This is a genomic window from Pseudomonas sp. PB103 (genome assembly GCF_009764635.1).
Taxonomy (GTDB): domain Bacteria; phylum Pseudomonadota; class Gammaproteobacteria; order Pseudomonadales; family Pseudomonadaceae; genus Aquipseudomonas.
Genome location: NZ_RWIL01000149.1, coordinates 1 through 15,666, shown reverse-complemented (window position 1 = coordinate 15,666; position 15,666 = coordinate 1). Strand labels below are relative to the sequence as shown.

General features: G+C 58.6%; 16 protein-coding genes. 8 read left to right on the top strand and 8 right to left on the bottom strand.

Going from position 1 to position 15,666, the window contains the following annotated elements; genetic code table 11:
• Nucleotides 1–105 precede the first annotated feature (105 nt).
• The gene (locus EJA70_RS26640) at nucleotides 106–528 is read right to left on the bottom strand and encodes an HD domain-containing protein (RefSeq protein ID WP_158834828.1); all 423 of its coding nucleotides are present in this window, start codon (nucleotides 526–528) and stop codon (nucleotides 106–108) included.
• Nucleotides 529–543: 15 nt separating this feature from the next.
• Entirely contained in the window at nucleotides 544–933 is a 390-nt protein-coding gene (locus EJA70_RS26635) for a hypothetical protein (RefSeq protein WP_008086910.1), read from the bottom strand.
• A gap of 164 nt (nucleotides 934–1,097) precedes the next feature.
• Here EJA70_RS26635 and EJA70_RS26630 point away from each other — a divergent pair, with 164 nt between their 5' ends.
• Nucleotides 1,098–1,529, top strand: coding sequence for a hypothetical protein (locus EJA70_RS26630; RefSeq protein ID WP_158834826.1), 432 nt, complete (start codon nucleotides 1,098–1,100; stop codon nucleotides 1,527–1,529).
• Nucleotides 1,530–1,601: 72 nt separating this feature from the next.
• On the opposite strand, the gene EJA70_RS26625 is transcribed toward EJA70_RS26630, so the two are convergent.
• A complete protein-coding gene (locus EJA70_RS26625) occupies nucleotides 1,602–2,015 on the bottom strand; it encodes a hypothetical protein (protein WP_158834823.1) in 414 nt (137 codons plus the stop codon).
• A 603-nt stretch (nucleotides 2,016–2,618) separates the two neighbouring features.
• Here EJA70_RS26625 and EJA70_RS26620 point away from each other — a divergent pair.
• The gene (locus tag EJA70_RS26620) at nucleotides 2,619–2,906 is read left to right on the top strand and encodes a fructose-bisphosphate aldolase (RefSeq protein ID WP_158834820.1); all 288 of its coding nucleotides are present in this window, start codon (nucleotides 2,619–2,621) and stop codon (nucleotides 2,904–2,906) included.
• 434 nt (nucleotides 2,907–3,340) lie between these two features.
• On the opposite strand, the gene EJA70_RS26615 is transcribed toward EJA70_RS26620, so the two are convergent.
• The 4 genes from EJA70_RS26615 to EJA70_RS26600 form a co-directional block, all read right to left on the bottom strand.
• A complete protein-coding gene (locus tag EJA70_RS26615) occupies nucleotides 3,341–3,889 on the bottom strand; it encodes a cupin domain-containing protein (RefSeq protein WP_007950154.1) in 549 nt (182 codons plus the stop codon).
• A gap of 502 nt (nucleotides 3,890–4,391) precedes the next feature.
• Complete coding sequence (locus EJA70_RS26610; protein ID WP_158834817.1) at nucleotides 4,392–5,675, bottom strand: FAD-binding oxidoreductase; 1,284 nt, start codon at nucleotides 5,673–5,675, stop codon at nucleotides 4,392–4,394.
• Between the two features lie 49 nt (nucleotides 5,676–5,724).
• Complete coding sequence (locus EJA70_RS26605) at nucleotides 5,725–7,215, bottom strand: aldehyde dehydrogenase (protein WP_158834814.1); 1,491 nt, start codon at nucleotides 7,213–7,215, stop codon at nucleotides 5,725–5,727.
• A 284-nt stretch (nucleotides 7,216–7,499) separates the two neighbouring features.
• Nucleotides 7,500–8,876: a glutamine synthetase family protein gene (locus tag EJA70_RS26600; RefSeq protein ID WP_158834811.1), complete on the bottom strand. Its 1,377-nt coding sequence runs from the start codon at nucleotides 8,874–8,876 to the stop codon at nucleotides 7,500–7,502.
• A gap of 282 nt (nucleotides 8,877–9,158) precedes the next feature.
• Here EJA70_RS26600 and EJA70_RS26595 point away from each other — a divergent pair, with 282 nt between their 5' ends.
• From EJA70_RS26595 to EJA70_RS26575, 5 genes are all read left to right on the top strand, one after another.
• A complete protein-coding gene (locus EJA70_RS26595; protein ID WP_158834808.1) occupies nucleotides 9,159–9,920 on the top strand; it encodes a gamma-glutamyl-gamma-aminobutyrate hydrolase family protein in 762 nt (253 codons plus the stop codon).
• A gap of 346 nt (nucleotides 9,921–10,266) precedes the next feature.
• Nucleotides 10,267–11,409, top strand: a complete 1,143-nt coding sequence (locus tag EJA70_RS26590) for an ABC transporter ATP-binding protein (protein WP_008086902.1) — start codon at nucleotides 10,267–10,269, stop codon at nucleotides 11,407–11,409.
• Between the two features lie 29 nt (nucleotides 11,410–11,438).
• On the top strand, nucleotides 11,439–12,320 hold the full coding sequence (locus EJA70_RS26585) for an ABC transporter permease subunit (protein ID WP_371042493.1): 882 nt from the start codon (nucleotides 11,439–11,441) through the stop codon (nucleotides 12,318–12,320).
• Nucleotides 12,317–13,192: an ABC transporter permease subunit gene (locus tag EJA70_RS26580; RefSeq protein WP_034155531.1), complete on the top strand. Its 876-nt coding sequence runs from the start codon at nucleotides 12,317–12,319 to the stop codon at nucleotides 13,190–13,192. The genes EJA70_RS26585 and EJA70_RS26580 overlap by 4 nt, the downstream gene beginning before the upstream one ends.
• Nucleotides 13,193–13,348: 156 nt before the next feature.
• Nucleotides 13,349–14,446, top strand: a complete 1,098-nt coding sequence (locus EJA70_RS26575) for a polyamine ABC transporter substrate-binding protein (protein WP_008086899.1) — start codon at nucleotides 13,349–13,351, stop codon at nucleotides 14,444–14,446.
• Between the two features lie 299 nt (nucleotides 14,447–14,745).
• On the opposite strand, the gene thpR is transcribed toward EJA70_RS26575, so the two are convergent.
• Nucleotides 14,746–15,285, bottom strand: a complete 540-nt coding sequence (thpR, locus tag EJA70_RS26570) for an RNA 2',3'-cyclic phosphodiesterase (RefSeq protein WP_158834805.1) — start codon at nucleotides 15,283–15,285, stop codon at nucleotides 14,746–14,748.
• 107 nt (nucleotides 15,286–15,392) lie between these two features.
• Between thpR and EJA70_RS26565 the strand changes: the two genes are divergently transcribed.
• The gene (locus EJA70_RS26565; RefSeq protein WP_158834803.1) at nucleotides 15,393–15,587 is read left to right on the top strand and encodes a hypothetical protein; all 195 of its coding nucleotides are present in this window, start codon (nucleotides 15,393–15,395) and stop codon (nucleotides 15,585–15,587) included.
• Nucleotides 15,588–15,666: the final 79 nt, after the last annotated feature.

Here is a 15,666-nt window from a genome sequence, read left to right as displayed (position 1 = left end):
GGCTGCGATCTTTTGACTTTGTTTTTCAAAAAGCAGATCAAAAGATCGCAGCCTGCGGCAGCTCCTACCGGATGCGGTGTGGCGTGCTTTCAGCCAGACGGGGTTTCAGCCGCGCAGTCTTGCGATGGCGCGGCGATACTTCTCGATCCGCTCGAGGTCTTCCCAGCTCGGCGAGGCGATACGCGAGAGGTCGCTGTTCTCTTCCAGATCCGCCAGTTTCACCGCCCGACCAATCGGGTTCTGCCCCGCGCGTTCGACGAAGTCCTCATAGGACTCGCCAGGCACTTTGGTGACGGCTGCAATGGCCGTCAGCACGTCCTCGCTGAAACCTTCCTGGCGCAGGTCCTCAAGGCTGATGTCACAATCCTCGACCACATCGTGCAGCACGGCGACGATGCGCTCCTCCAGCGAAGACATGCGCATCATCACTTTCAGCGGATGCAAAATGTACGGCGCGCCGCCCTTGTCGACCTGCCCCGCATGAGCCGTGGCAGCGATGGCAATGGCGCGTTCGAGTGTCTGAGTCATGGGAGTCTCCGAAGGTTAAAGGCCGTAGCGGCCGCCAACATGAATATTGCGCTTGAGCCAACCGCCAATCGCCTTCAAGCGCCCACCGGACGTACCCGCCTCGGCATGCTGCTTGAGAATCATCGACACCAGCGCTGCCTGATCGGCATCGGGGTGGGCATCGAGCAACTCGACGACCCAGGCGCAATCGGCTTTTTTCAGGTGCTCCCGACATTGGCCGGGCCAGGCGTCCAGCTCATCCAGCGCCAGCCAGCGCGCCCCGCCCTGCTCGGCATGCCCACCGCCAATCGACTGCTCGAAACAGAACGGTGTCGCCGGCCGCGACGGGTCGATACTGAACAGATACACATCGTGGCTTTTGTGTTGCGGCGTGGGGGCGTTGTTGCGGCTGCCGATTTCGATCATGGCAATGTTCCGATCCTTGGGGCGCTGGAGAGTCGCGATGGTTGGCAGTCTACCGGAGCGGTGCAAACGAACAACCTGATTGAACCTCCCCGCGCCACGTCATCTCGAAAGAAAGAGACGCCCTGTCAGTGATCGGCAATGGCGTCACCGCAGAGGAAACAGCGATGAACATTCGATTTCTGCTCCTGCTTGCCACTTTCAGCGTCATCCCCACCTGCGTCATGGCCGAGGGTTGCGATGTGCAAACGCAATCCTCCAGCGCCTCGGTGCCGGCCATCGAAACCCACAGCTGCTACGAATACGAAGGCATGCCCGTCAATGCCATCGATTGGTCGTGCAGCAACGAAAGCAAAGACATGCTCAGCAGCACCAAGAACAAAGTCGAACACTGCGCCGACCACTATCAGGCATCGTGTATCGCCACCCTCACCCAGGAGTCGCTGGCCAACCCGCATTCCACCAGCAAGGACAAAAACGCCAAGGCGCTAAACATCCCGGCCAGCGCACAGGTGACCACGTATTACTACGACGTGGAGCATTTGGCGCAGGCGCGGATTGATTGTGAGAATGGGGGTGGGCATTGGAGGGCGAAATAGCGGTTGTGAGTTGCCGATAAAAAAGGGACACCACTGAGTGTCCCTTTTTTGCGTTTGGGGCAAACAGATCAATCAACGTTTCATGGCTTCGCACTGGTTGCGCAGGTCCCCATCGCCGATGCTCGCACAGCTACTGCCCTGCTTCGCTTCGCAGAAGGCGCGCTGGTCACGATCCCCGATACTAGCGCATGAACCACCTTTCTCCGCTTCGCAGGCCGTACGCATATCGTAATTGTCGATGGAATAACAACTAGCGCCTTTCTTGGCGTCGCAATAAGCGCGCTGATCACGATCCTCGATACTAGCGCATGAACCGCCCTTCTCCGCTTCGCAGGCCGTGCGCAAATCGTAATTGTCGATGGAATAACAACTACTGCCTTCCTGCGTGGCCTGGCAATAATTGCGTTTGACAGGATCACTGATGCTGGCACAACTGGCGGAAACGTAACCGCTGAACATCAACAACATCGCAAGAATCAGCTTCATCTCACACTTCCTTGGGCTTACCAGGAAACAGCCTGGCACTGCTAGATCCGTTCAAAACGAGCGTCGCGACACGCCATCAAATTGACATCATTTTTAAGGAAAGTTCCAAACGGGATGCAAAGCCATGATTTGAGATTCGACTGAATTTGAAGTCTGAAAAACGCGTAGGAAAACACCCCTTGTGGCGAGGGGATTCATCCCCGCTGGGCTGCGAAGCGGCCCCAATCCGGCGAGCTGACTTCTCCTGACATAGCGTGGGCGCCGGATTACGACGACTGCGTCGCCGATCGGGGATAAATCCCCTCGCCACAGGATTGGGTTTGCGTCCTACAGGTCGGTTGTGGATGCGGGAATTGCTGCCTAGAGTGGGGTTGTCGCTGACCGCAGTTGGCGATGGGTTTCGCAGCCCTCAGAAGTGACACACACCGCTAGATGACAACTGTGGCAAAATTCGCCGCCGTTTCGCTATATGGCGGCTGTGTGTGGGAGACCTTCGGGTCTGCCGGTTTGGCTCTTCTCCGGTCTGCGAACCCGCATACAGCTGCCACCCCTTTGTTTCGCAGCAGAAAGGTGGCACTTCTTAATTATTTGAAGAGCAATCTTATGACGATCAAAAAACCGCTCCACCACTACGCCCACATGTCCCACCCCGCCACCGACCACCCTGTCCTACTGATCGACGCCGACGCCCCACTGCGCGAACTCCACGCCTGCCTCGCCGAACGCCTCAACGCCGTTCTCAAATACCTCGACCTCATCGCCTGCACCAGCCTCCCCGACTACGCCGAGCGTGACATCAACACCGTCACCAACATCGCCAGAATCATGGTGCAGGATGTGAGTGATGTATTTCGGGTAATTGAACAGCGGGGGTTTGAGGCTGCAACGTAGAAGAAACAGGTTCAGAAAACGGCTGTCTTTTCACCCCCATATTTTTCGATAGCCCATATATCCGTGATTGGGCATGGAAATAGCGATAGCGATTTGATAGCGTTCGGACCAGCCATACAACCTTAAGGAGAGATGAGATGAAAGCAGGGAATATCAACGGATACGATATAAAACACGAAGTATGGTGCGACAGATGTGCAGCACGTGGAGCTGCAAGGGGGGATTTTATTGTTACGGAAAACGCTACTCCACAGCAATGCCAAAACCAACACTGCAGCGATCCTGGTGCAGAGTTACAGCAAAGCAAAAAGAAATAATTAAAACTTAAAAACGGCTAGGCCTCTTTAATTAAACAGGCCTAGCCGCCTCTCAACTTTCACTGACGAGAAGCCAAGTCTCCATAACGGGAAAGTTCGTACTTGGAGAAAGTATTTTCAAAAATTCGCCGGCGTATTCGCACTGATAATCTCCGCCTCATCCGCCCCGATATTCCGGAACTTATGCGGCAGCGTCGTCGGAAAATAGTACCCATCCCCCGCATTCAAAACACTCACCGAGCCATCCACGGTCAACTCAACAGTCCCGCGCGTCACAAGCCCACACTCCTCGCCCTCGGCATGCACAATCGGCTCTTCCCCGGAACTTGCGCCCGGCGCGTATTGCTCGCGCAGCAAGCGCATCTGCCGGCTTGGCACGGAGGCGCCGATCAGCAGCAGGCGCAGGCCATGGCGGCCCAGATCTGGCTGTTCGTTGGCGCGGAATACGTATTGATGTTCGCGTGGCGGCTGGTCGAAGGTGAAGAAGTCGGCCAAGGACATCGGGATGCCTTCGAGCAGCTTTTTCAATGAGCTGACGGAAGGGCTGACGCGATTCTGTTCGATCAGGGAGATGGTGGCATTGGTCACGCCGCTACGCCGGGCCAGCTCACGCTGGGAGAGTTTGTAGCTTTCGCGTACTAGTTTGAGTCGAGAACCCGTATCCATGACAGCCTTATGTGAGAACGACTTAAGGGCGATGGGGGTGGGTGGCGGGTGACGCGCCGAGGGCGCGGATCACGTTGCTCCCGTGTCCCGGAACCGTGAAAGGCGGCTATTAAATCACGTTTGCCGGTGTTGCTCAGCAGGTTCGATGGACGGTGGGTGAAATGAACCTGCCGGTGGTAATTCCGGGCTGAATGCAAAACCTGTGGGAGCTGGCTTGCCAGCGATTGGGTGGCACATTCAACATCCCTTTTGCTGATCGGCCGCTATCGCTGGCAAGCCAGCTCCCACAGGATTTTGTGGTGTGTCAGCGGGAGGGATGTTGACTGGGCTGGCCTCATCGCGAGCAGGCTCACTCCTACAATTTGATCTTTGGTGTTTCAGTCGGATTGATGTTGTGTTGGCTGGCCTCATCGCTGGCAAGCCAGCGCCCACATCTGGATATCTGCGGTGTTGCGATAAGAAAAACCGGCGGGGCCTTGGGGACCGCCGCCGGGGAGGTAACTCAGATGCCGAAGCGGTCGCGCAGCGAGTAGTAGACGGCGCCCAGGGCCGTCAGCGGCGCCGAGAAGGTGCGGCCGCCGAGCATTGGCATGTGCGGCAAGGACGCGAAGGCGTCGAAACGCTCGGCGTCGCCACGGATCATTTCCGAGATCAGTTTGCCGGCCAGGTGCGAGCACGTAACGCCGTGGCCGCTGTAGCCTTGCATGTAGTAGGCGTTTTTCTCGATGCGGCCGAATTGCGGCATGCGTGACATGGTCAGCAGGAAATTGCCGGTCCAGCGGTAATCGATTTTGACGTCTTTGAGTTGCGGGAAGGTCTTGAGGATCTTCGGCCGGATCAGTTGTTCGATATCGTCCGGTTCGCGCGCGCCGTAGACCACACCGCCGCCGTAGAGCAGACGGTTGTCGGCAGTCAGGCGGTAGTAATCCAGCAAGTAATTGCAGTCTTCGACGCAGTAATTGTTGGTGATCAGGCTGCGGGCCTGTTTCTCGGTCAACGGTTCGGTGACAACGATCTGCGAGCCGCACGGCATGCTTTTCGCGGTCACGCGGTTGTCCAGACCTTGCGGCAGGTAGGCGTTGCCGGCGATCAGCAGGTACTTGGCGCGCACCAGGCCTTTGGCCGTGCGCACGGTAATCGGCTCGCCGTAGGTGATTTCCACGGCAGCGGATTGCTCGTAGATTTTGCCACCCAGACGCACGATGGCGGCGGCTTCACCCAGCGCCAGGTTCAGCGGGTGAATGTGCCCGCCCTGCATGTCCAGCAGGCCACCCACGTAAGCATCGGAGCCGACCTCACGACGAATGTCGGCCGCGTCGAGCATCTTCAGATTGCGGTTGCCGTAACGTTCCCAACTGCGCTTTTGCTCGGCCAGACCGTTGAGTTGTTTTTTGTTCATCGCTGCGAAGATACCGCCCGGGCGGTAGTCGCATTTGATGTCGTATTCCTTGATGCGCGAACGGATGATGTCGGCGCCTTCGAAGATCATGCTGCCGAGAATTTCCGCGGTCTTGTCGCCGTAGCGCTCTTCGATCACATCGACGTCGCGGCTATAGGAGTTTACCAGTTGACCGCCGTTGCGACCGCTGGCGCCGTAGCCGACTTTCGCTGCTTCCAGCACGGTCACTTTGTAGCCGGCCTCGGTCAGGAACAGTGCCGAGGACAGGCCGGTGTAGCCCGCGCCGATGATGCAGACATCGCAGTCCACCGCTTCTTCCAGAACCGGGAAGTCGATGACTTCGTTACGGGTGGCGGCGTAGTAGCTGTTTACGTGCTGCTGTTTCATACGTTTCTCCGAGGGCCGCCAATGAACGGCGACCACCGCTGTAATAGAGTCAGAGCTTGATCCAGGTCGCTTTCAGCTCGGTGTACTTGTCGAACGCGTGCAGCGATTTATCGCGGCCGTTGCCCGACTGTTTGAAGCCACCGAACGGTGCGGTCATGTCGCCGCCGTCGTACTGGTTGACCCAGACGCTGCCGGCACGCAGGCCACGGGCGAAGGTGTGCGCCTTGCTGAGATTGCTGGTCCAGACGCCGGCGGCGAGGCCGAAGATGCTGTCGTTGGCGATATGCAGCGCTTCTTCGGCGGTGTCGAACGTGATCAGCGACAGCACCGGGCCGAAAATTTCTTCCTGTGCGATGGTCATTGCGTTGGTCACGCCGTCGAAGAGCGCCGGTTGCACATAGAGGCCGCCGGTTTCTTCGAGGGTGCGCTGGCCGCCAGTAATCAGCTCGGCGCCCTGCTCACGACCGATGCTGATGTAGCGCAGCACGTTGTCGAGTTGACGCTGATCGACCACGGCGCCGACGGTGGTGGCCGGATCCAGTGCGTGACCCGGTTTCCACGCTTGCAGCGCTTCCACCAACAGAGGGATGAACTGTTCGCGGATCGAACGCTCGACCAGCAAACGCGAACCGGCGGTGCACACTTCGCCCTGGTTGAAGGCAATGGCGCCGGCCGCTGCTTGTGCTGCCGCGCGCAAATCCGGTGCGTCGGCAAACACCACGTTCGGGCTCTTGCCTCCTGCTTCGAGCCAGACGCGTTTCATGTTGCTCTGGCCGGCATAAATCATCAGTTGCTTGGCAATCGCCGTGGAGCCGGTGAAGGCCAGCACGTCGACGTCCATGTGCAACGCCAACGCCTTGCCGACGGTGTGACCGAAGCCTGGCAGGACGTTGAACACGCCTTTCGGAATGCCGGCATCGAGCGCCAGTTGCGCGATGCGGATCGCCGTCAGTGGCGACTTTTCCGAAGGTTTCAGAATGAACGAGTTGCCCGCTGCCAGCGCCGGGGCGAATTTCCAGCTGGCCATGATCAGCGGGAAATTCCACGGCACGATGGCCGCGACCACACCGGAAGGCTCGCGGGTGACGAGGCCGAGTTGGTCGTGCGGGGTGGCGGCGACTTCGTCGTAGATCTTGTCGATGGCTTCGGCGCTCCAGCGGATCGCGTTGGCGGTCGCCGGGATGTCGATGCTCATCGAATCGCTGATCGGTTTACCCATGTCGAGAGTTTCCAGCAGCGCCAGTTCTTCCTGGTTCTGCAGGATCAGATCGGCGAAGCGGATCAGAATGCGCTTGCGCTCGGCCGGGGCTTTTTTCGCCCACACGCCGGACTCGAAAGACTGACGCGCGACTTCAACGGCGAGGTTGGCGTCGGCTTCATCGGTGCTGGCCACGGAGGCGAGGAAACGGCCGTCGACGGGGCTCAGGCATTCGAAGGTTTCGCCACTGATGGCCGGGCGGTATTCACCGTTGATGAACGCGCGGGCTTCGATGGTCAGGGACTGGAAGCGTTGTTCCCAGTCGTTGCGGGTCGTTGTCATTGTTGTGGCTCGACAAGGGGGGATTTGGGGGTATCGGGTTGCTGTGTCTGGCTTGAGATGGCTGCCCTCACCCTAGCCCTCTCCCGGAGGTAGAGGGGACCGACCGAGTTGTCTTGGGAGATACACCGACCTGAACGACCGAGTCGATTATGGATTCGGCAAAAATCGTTCAGGTCGGCGGATTGCCCGAGCATTCCCGGATCAGTCCCCTCTCCCTTTGGGCGGTCCGACGTTTCGGGAGGGTTAGGGTGAGGGGCTCTTCGGCTTTTGAGGGCCTCAACCCATCACACCGTATGCAGATACCAGTTGTACTCAAGGTCAGAGATCGAGTTTTCGAACTCGGCCAATTCGCTTTCCTTGCACGCCACGAACACGTCGATGTACAGCGGGTCGATGTACTTGGCCATGACTTCGCTGTCGTCCAGCTCGCGCAGTGCGTCGCGCAGGTTGTTCGGCAGGCTCTGTTCGTTCTGCTCGTAGCTGTTGCCTTCAACCGGAGCGCCCGGCTCGATCTGATTGGTCAGACCGTGGTGAATACCGGCCAGCACCGAGGCCATCAACAAATACGGATTGGCGTCGGCACCGGCGACACGATGCTCGATGCGTACGGCATCCGCCGAACCGGTCGGTACACGAACAGCCACGGTGCGGTTGTCGATGCCCCAGCTCGGCGAGTTAGGTACGTAGAACTGCGCGCCGAAGCGGCGGTACGAGTTGACGTTCGGGCAGAGGAAAGCCATCTGCGCGGGCAGGGTCTCCAGCACACCGCCGATCGCGTGACGCAGTGCGGCGTTCTGCTCGGGATCCTCGCTGGCGAAGATGTTGTTGCCTTCTTTGTCCAGGATCGAAATGTGCACGTGCAGACCGTTGCCCGCCTGGCCCGGATACGGCTTGGCCATGAAGGTGGTGTCCATCTCGTGGTCGTAGGCGATGTTCTTCACCAGACGCTTGAGCAGGACCGCGTAATCGCACGCCTTGATCGGGTCGGAGACGTGATGCAGGTTGACTTCGAATTGCGCCGGGGCGCTTTCCTTGACGATGGCGTCAGCCGGGATGCCCTGCTCTTTCGCACCTTCGAGGATGTCTTGCAGGCAATCGACGTATTCGTCGAGATCGTCGATCAAATAAACCTGAGTCGACACCGGACGCTTGCCGGAAACCGGCGAACGCGGCGACTGCGGACGACCATTAACGTTGTCCTGGTCGATCAGATAGAACTCGAGTTCGAACGCGGCGCAAATGGTCAGGCCGAGGTCGTCGAATTTGCGCACGACGTTGGCCAGCACTTCACGCGGGTCAGCGAAGAACGGCTGGCCTTCGATCTCGTGCATGGTCATCAGGAGTTGTGCGGTTGGGCGTTTCTGCCACGGCTCGATGCTCAGGGTGCCGGGGATTGGATAACAAATACGGTCAGCGTCGCCGATGTCCAGACCCAGGCCGGTGCTTTCCACCGTGGAGCCATTGATGTCGAGGGCGAAAAGCGAGGCCGGCAGGTTGATGCCTTTCTCGTACACCTTATGAAGACTGGTGCGTTCGATGCGCTTGCCGCGCACCACACCGTTCATATCCGCAATCAGAAGGTCGACGTACAAAACCTCAGGATATTTCTTAAGGAATGCGTTTGCTTCGTTGAGTTGAACGGTACGCAGAGGGACCGACATGATGCACCTATTTAGCTGTTAATTATTATGTTCACTGCTGTTTCGCCGAGCCAGTCAACCCGAACGGCAAAGTGAAGTCAATAGCGAACAGATGGCCGCTCAGGGTTTATTTTTCGGGCTTTTTTTAACACTTTCGTGCCAATACAGGCGCCAGAGCCCCGAGAATCATGAAGATATGATGAACGGCGTTTAGAATTTTTTACATGGCAGTTGTTAATTAAAATCAACGAGGCTAAGCTCCGGAAAAGCTCGTTCAAGTGTCAAACTTCGAGGTGAATAAAAATGGCATTCAAGCCATTGATCGGCGTTACTGCGTGCGTCAAACAGATTGGCCTGCATCCCTATCACATCAGCGGCGACAAGTACTTACGTGCTGTCAGCGTTGGCGCTGAAGGGTTGCCAGTGGTCATTCCTTCCCTTGGCAACCTGACTGAAATCGAAGACCTGCTCGGTCAACTCGACGGTCTGCTGCTGACCGGCTCGCCCTCGAACGTGGAACCCTTCCACTATCAAGGCCCGGCCAGCGCACCCGGCACGGATCACGATCCGGCGCGGGATGCCACCACCCTTCCTTTATTGCGTGCAGCCATCGCGGCGGGCGTTCCGGTGCTCGGCATTTGCCGTGGCTTCCAGGAAATGAACGTGGCGTTCGGCGGCAGCCTGCATCAAAAGGTGCATGAGCTGCCGGGCATGCTCGATCACCGCGAAGCCGACAGCCCTGATGTGGCCGTGCAATACGCACCGGCCCATGCGGTGACCGTGCTTGGTGGCGGTGTGTTCGAAGCGCTGGCGCTGCCGGGCGAGTTCCAGGTCAACTCGATTCACAGCCAGGGCATCGATCGCCTCGCGCCCGGCCTGCGTGCCGAAGCGCTGGCGCCGGACGGCTTGATCGAGGCGGTCTCGGTCGAGCACAGCCCGACCTTCGCCCTCGGCGTGCAATGGCACCCGGAATGGCAAGTGCTCGACAACCCGAATTACCTGAAGATTTTCCAGGCCTTCGGCGCGGCTTGCCGGCAACGGGCGGCGCGACGCAACCAGCGCTGATCCAACCCAGGAATTAGTAACGATTTACTGCCCCCGCGAACGTCGGGTGTGCCTGCGCACATCCGTCATTCGTGAACAGCAACACCCGTAATAACAACAAGTACGACCCAGGCAGCCAGGACGGCGGCGCCGACCAAGCCAGGGCAACCCACTGAAAACGTGGCCCCTGTAGGAGCTGCCGAAGGCTGCGATCTTTTGATGTTGATTGTAAAAAACAAGATCAAAGGATCGCAGCCTTCGGCAGCTCCTACAGGGCCATGTGTGAGGGGAATGGTTGTTCCTGGCTTGCAATCCACTTAAGCCCGGCCACATTGGCCGCGCGACTGAAACCTGTTGGGAGTTTCACATGGCAAACGCCTCCAGCACTTACAGGAAGGCACTTGAAGGTCATCAGCAACCGAAAAAGGTGCTGGTGAAAGTCGATCGTGTCACCAAGAAGTTCGACGAAACCACGGCAGTGGACGATGTGTCCCTGGAGATCCATCAGGGCGAAATCTTCGCCCTGCTCGGCGGCTCCGGTTCGGGCAAATCGACCCTGCTGCGCATGCTCGCCGGTTTCGAACGGCCGACTGAAGGGCGGATTCTGCTCGACGGCGTGGACATCACTGACATGCCGCCGTACGAGCGGCCGATCAACATGATGTTCCAGTCTTACGCGCTGTTCCCACACATGACCGTTGCGCAGAACATCGCCTTCGGTCTGAAGCAGGACCGTTTGCCAGCCAGTGAAATCGATGCCCGCGTCGATGAAATGCTGCGCCTGGTGCACATGACCCAATACGCCAAACGCAAGCCGCACCAGTTGTCCGGCGGCCAGCGTCAGCGTGTCGCCCTCGCCCGCTCCCTGGCCAAACGTCCGAAGCTGTTGCTGCTCGACGAACCGATGGGTGCGCTGGATAAAAAGCTGCGTTCGCAGATGCAACTGGAGCTGGTGCAGATCATCGAGCGTGTTGGCGTGACCTGCGTGATGGTGACTCACGACCAGGAAGAGGCCATGACCATGGCCGAGCGCATCGCGATCATGCACCTCGGCTGGATCGCCCAGATCGGTAGCCCGATCGACATCTATGAAGCCCCGGTCAGCCGCATGGTCTGCGAGTTTATCGGCAACGTGAACGCCTTCGACGGCACCGTGGTGGAAGACCTTGAAGGTCACGCGATCATCCACAGCCCGGACTTGCAGCAGAAGATCTACGTCGGTCACGGCGTCAGCACCTCGGTGCAGGACAAGTCGATCACCTACGCGATCCGTCCGGAAAAAATGCTCGTCAGCACCACTCAACCGGAGTTCCGCTACAACTGGTCCGAAGGCAAAGTGCATGACATCGCCTACCTCGGCGGTCACTCGGTGTTCTACGTCGAACTGCCCGGCGGCAAAATCGTCCAGTCGTTCATGGCCAACGCCGAACGCCGTGGCGCGCGTCCGACCTGGGACGACAAAGTCTACGTCTGGTGGGAAGACGACAGCGGCGTGGTACTGCGCTCATGAGAACCTTCAATCAGCAATTCCTGCGCCTGGTGCCCAGCGGACGAAAACTGGTGATCGGTATTCCGTTCATCTGGCTGTTCCTGTTCTTCATGCTGCCGTTCTTTCTGGTGATGAAGATCAGCTTCTCGGAAGCCGCGCTGTCGATCCCGCCGTACTCGGAGATCTACACCTACGCCGAACAGAAATTCCAGCTGCTGCTGAACATCGGCAACTACACCATGCTCGGCGAAGACGAGCTGTACCTGTCGGCCTACCTCGGTTCGCTGAAAGTCGCGGCGCTGAGCACGATGATGTGCCTGCTGATCGGTTTCCCTATGGCCTATGCGATCACCAAGACCGGCAAGGAAACGCAAAACGTCCTGCTGCTGTTGATCATGATGCCGACCTGGACCGCGATCCTGATCCGCGTTTACGCGTGGATGGGCATCCTCAGCAACAACGGTTTGCTCAACGCGTTTCTGATGTGGACGGGTCTCACCGATCACCCGATCGAGATCCTCAACACCAACACCGCCGTCTATATCGGTGTGGTTTACGCCTACCTGCCGTTCATGGTGTTGCCGCTGTACGCCAACCTCGTCAAGCACGACGGCAGCCTGCTGGAAGCCGCGCAGGATCTGGGTTCGAGCAACTTCAACAACTTCTGGAAAATCACCGTGCCGCTGGCCAAGAACGGGATTATTGCCGGCTGCATGCTGGTGTTCATTCCGGTTGTCGGTGAGTTCGTGATCCCTGAACTGTTGGGTGGCCCGGAGACGCTGATGATCGGTCGCGTGCTGTGGCAAGAGTTCTTCAATAACCGCGACTGGCCGGTAGCGTCTGCGCTGGCGGTGGTGATGCTGTTGATCCTGATTGTGCCGATTCTGCTGTTCAACCGCAGCCAGGCCAAAGAGATGGAGGCACGGGGATGAAACGCTTCGGTTTTTCCAAGTTCATGCTGATCTTCGGCCTGATGTTCATTTATCTGCCGATGCTGATTCTGGTGATCTACTCGTTTAACGCATCCAAACTGGTGACGGTGTGGGGTGGCTGGTCGGTGAAGTGGTACGTCGGTTTGCTCGACAACACGCAACTGATGGGCTCGGTGGTGCGCTCGCTGGAAATCGCCTGCTACACCGCGATTGCTGCGGTGGCATTGGGCACATTGGCGGCATTCGTGCTGACCCGTGTAACTCGCTTCAAGGGCCGCACTCTATTCGGCGGTCTGGTCACCGCGCCGTTGGTGATGCCTGAAGTGATCACCGGTCTGTCGCTGTTGCTGCTGTTTGTGGCGATGGCGCAGTTGATCGGCTGGCCGCAAGAGCGTGGCATCGTCACGATCTGGATCGCCCACACCACTTTTTGTGCCGCCTATGTGGCGGTGGTAGTCTCCGCCCGCCTTCGCGAACTGGATCTGTCGATCGAAGAAGCGGCGATGGATCTCGGGGCGAAGCCGTTCAAGGTGTTTTTCCTGATCACCATTCCAATGATCGCGCCGTCGCTGGCCGCGGGCGGGATGATGTCGTTCGCCTTGTCGCTGGATGACCTGGTATTGGCCAGCTTCGTCTCCGGGCCAGGTTCGACGACCTTGCCGATGGAGGTGTTCTCGGCAGTGCGTCTGGGCGTGAAGCCTGAGATCAACGCGGTGGCGAGCCTGATTCTGCTGGCGGTTTCCTTGGTGACCTTCCTGGTCTGGTACTTCGGCCGCAAGGCAGAGGCCAACCGCAAGCGTGCAATTCAGGAAGCGATGGATCAGACCGCAAACGAGTCGTGGCAGCAACCGCAACAAGCCGCCACCGCATAACCCTGTAGGAGCTGCGGCACGCTGCGATCTTTTGACCTTGATGTGAAAGATCAAAAGATCGCAGCCTCGTTTCACTCGACAGCTCCTACATAAGCAGGCGCTGTTAACCGAGTTCTGGCTTTGTGTTTTTTGAATAAGAAGAATGGAGTTGTACCGATGAATATGTTTGGCAGGACTCTGCTGACACTGTCCTTAATGGGCGCGATGGTCATGGGCGCCCAGGCCAACGACAAGGTGCTGCGTGTTTACAACTGGTCCGATTACATCGCGCCGGACACCGTCAAGAAGTTCGAAGACGAGACCGGCATCCGCGTGACCTACGACGTCTTCGACAGCAACGAGACCCTTGAGGCGCGTTTGCTGGCGGGCAAATCCGGCTACGACCTAGTCGTGCCGTCGAACAGTTTCCTGGCCAAGCAGATCAAGGCCGGCGTGTATCAGACGCTGGACAAATCGAAGCTGCCGAACTGGAAGAATCTCAACCCGGTGCTGCTGAAAAACGCCGCCGCCAGTGATCCGGACAACGCCCACGCGTTCCCGTACATGTGGGGCTCGATCGGCATCGGTTTCAACCCGGCCAAGGTCAAGGAAGTGCTCGGCGCCAACGCCCCGACCAATTCCTGGGACTTGCTGTTCAAGCCGGAAAACGCTGAAAAACTCAAAGCCTGCGGCATTAGTTTCCTCGACTCGCCGACCGAAATGATCCCGGCCGCCCTGCACTACCTGGGTTATCCGGTGAACGACAAGGACACCGCGCACATCAAGGAAGCCGAGGCGCTGTTCATGAAGATTCGCCCGAACGTGGCGTACTTCCATTCCTCGAAATACATCTCCGATCTGGCCAACGGCAACATCTGCGTGGCGGTCGGCTACTCCGGTGACGTGCTGCAGGCCAAGGCCCGCGCGGTGGAATCGGGCAACAACGTGGTGATCGATTACAGCATTCCCAAGGAAGGCGCCGGCAGCTTCTATGACATGGTCGCGATCCCGCGCGATGCCGCCAACGTCGACAACGCCTACCTGTTCATGGACTTCCTGATGCGCCCGGACATCATCGCCGAGATCACTAACAGCAACGGCTACAGCAACGCCAACGCGGCGGCCACGCCATTGGTGGACGAAGCGATCCGCAACGACCCGGGCTCGTACCCGTCGCAAGCGGTGATGGCGACGCTGTATGCGGTGCCGGATCAGCCGATTGCCACCCAGCGCATCATGACGCGCGGCTGGACTCGGGTGAAACTCGGTAAGTAACTTACGGAGTTGGGATTCCAACAACACTGATGAACATGTGGGAGCTGGCTTGCCAGCGATAGCGGTGGGTCAGTAACGATGATGCTGGACGTGCCGCCCCCATCGCTGGCAAGCCAGCTCCCACAGGATTTTTGATCACATTGAATACAGTACCCAATGCCGATTGTACGTACTTAAAGAATTAATTATTTCCCGTTCGCGCAGCGCCTTACCACCGCTGCACCCTGCTATGAACGGCCTCACCTGGCTCCCTCGGCTCAGGTGAATTCAGGCGCCCTCGGGCGCCTTTTTTTGTGCCTTCAAATCAGCGACCACTCTTGCAGAATCCGATAGCGGCCCTTGTGCGATTCAAACAAGGCAAAACGTTCAGCGCGCAGGAAAAACTCCGGTGGCGTGGCGGATTCCGGCTCCGGTGCGCGGTAGTCGCGGGCCAAGGTCAGGTGCGGACGAAACTCGCGGGCAGTCTCTTCAAGGCCGAACGGCAGCATCGCCTGCTCCAGCGCGTAGACCAGCCGCAGTAAAGCCTGCGGCGCCTGCTCCGGCGCCAGCGACAAGACGCCGGCGCGATGCCAGACCTGCAAACGATCCAGCGCAATCCGCAACGCTGCCCCCGGCGTACGCACCTGGCCGGCGGCTTCACAAACTTCATTGATTTGCGCCAACGGCACGGCGCCGAGAAACAGCAGCGTCAGGTGAAAATTGTCCGCTGGCACCGATTTGCCGGTTCGCAAGCCCAGATCAGCACGCCACTGAGCAATTGCCTTGCGCTGCGCCGGCGGGCAATCCAACGCAAAAAACAGCCGTTTGGACGGTTCATCCCTGCGCGCGTCATCGGTCATGGCCCTGCTCCTGTCGTTCATCGTCATCGGCCGGATTCTACACAGCCTGATCTGACGACTCGTCACGGGAAGCTATAGTTCAAGGATTGCCATCAACGGAGGCCGCCATGCGCGAGATCCTCAGCAAAGAGCCATGGTGGGCCCGCCCGCCGCAGCCCGGGCAGGACGAACAGGAGTTGGAATGGGGCTGGCTGGTGCATTACAGCGAGGGTGAACCGCGCTTCGAATTCGTCCGCGAACGCCCCACGGACGAACAGATTCGCGAGCGCAAAAGCTGCCGCATCACCCCCTCCTCCGAGTGACAACATTCCCTGTAGGAGCTGCGGCACGCTGCGATCTTTTGATGTTGATTGTAAAAAAAGATCAAAAGATCGCAGCGTG

What these genes read in the sequence shown, in the direction of transcription:
- EJA70_RS26640 (WP_158834828.1), bottom strand. Translation starts at nt 528, where the DNA reads ATGACTCAGACACTCGAACGCGCCATTGCCATCGCTGCCACGGCTCAT.
- EJA70_RS26635 (WP_008086910.1), bottom strand. Translation starts at nt 933, where the DNA reads ATGATCGAAATCGGCAGCCGCAACAACGCCCCCACGCCGCAACACAAA.
- EJA70_RS26630 (WP_158834826.1), top strand. Translation starts at nt 1,098, where the DNA reads ATGAACATTCGATTTCTGCTCCTGCTTGCCACTTTCAGCGTCATCCCC.
- EJA70_RS26625 (WP_158834823.1), bottom strand. Translation starts at nt 2,015, where the DNA reads ATGAAGCTGATTCTTGCGATGTTGTTGATGTTCAGCGGTTACGTTTCC.
- EJA70_RS26620 (WP_158834820.1), top strand. Translation starts at nt 2,619, where the DNA reads ATGACGATCAAAAAACCGCTCCACCACTACGCCCACATGTCCCACCCC.
- EJA70_RS26615 (WP_007950154.1), bottom strand. Translation starts at nt 3,889, where the DNA reads ATGGATACGGGTTCTCGACTCAAACTAGTACGCGAAAGCTACAAACTC.
- EJA70_RS26610 (WP_158834817.1), bottom strand. Translation starts at nt 5,675, where the DNA reads ATGAAACAGCAGCACGTAAACAGCTACTACGCCGCCACCCGTAACGAA.
- EJA70_RS26605 (WP_158834814.1), bottom strand. Translation starts at nt 7,215, where the DNA reads ATGACAACGACCCGCAACGACTGGGAACAACGCTTCCAGTCCCTGACC.
- EJA70_RS26600 (WP_158834811.1), bottom strand. Translation starts at nt 8,876, where the DNA reads ATGTCGGTCCCTCTGCGTACCGTTCAACTCAACGAAGCAAACGCATTC.
- EJA70_RS26595 (WP_158834808.1), top strand. Translation starts at nt 9,159, where the DNA reads ATGGCATTCAAGCCATTGATCGGCGTTACTGCGTGCGTCAAACAGATT.
- EJA70_RS26590 (WP_008086902.1), top strand. Translation starts at nt 10,267, where the DNA reads ATGGCAAACGCCTCCAGCACTTACAGGAAGGCACTTGAAGGTCATCAG.
- EJA70_RS26580 (WP_034155531.1), top strand. Translation starts at nt 12,317, where the DNA reads ATGAAACGCTTCGGTTTTTCCAAGTTCATGCTGATCTTCGGCCTGATG.
- EJA70_RS26575 (WP_008086899.1), top strand. Translation starts at nt 13,349, where the DNA reads ATGAATATGTTTGGCAGGACTCTGCTGACACTGTCCTTAATGGGCGCG.
- thpR (WP_158834805.1), bottom strand. Translation starts at nt 15,285, where the DNA reads ATGACCGATGACGCGCGCAGGGATGAACCGTCCAAACGGCTGTTTTTT.
- EJA70_RS26565 (WP_158834803.1), top strand. Translation starts at nt 15,393, where the DNA reads ATGCGCGAGATCCTCAGCAAAGAGCCATGGTGGGCCCGCCCGCCGCAG.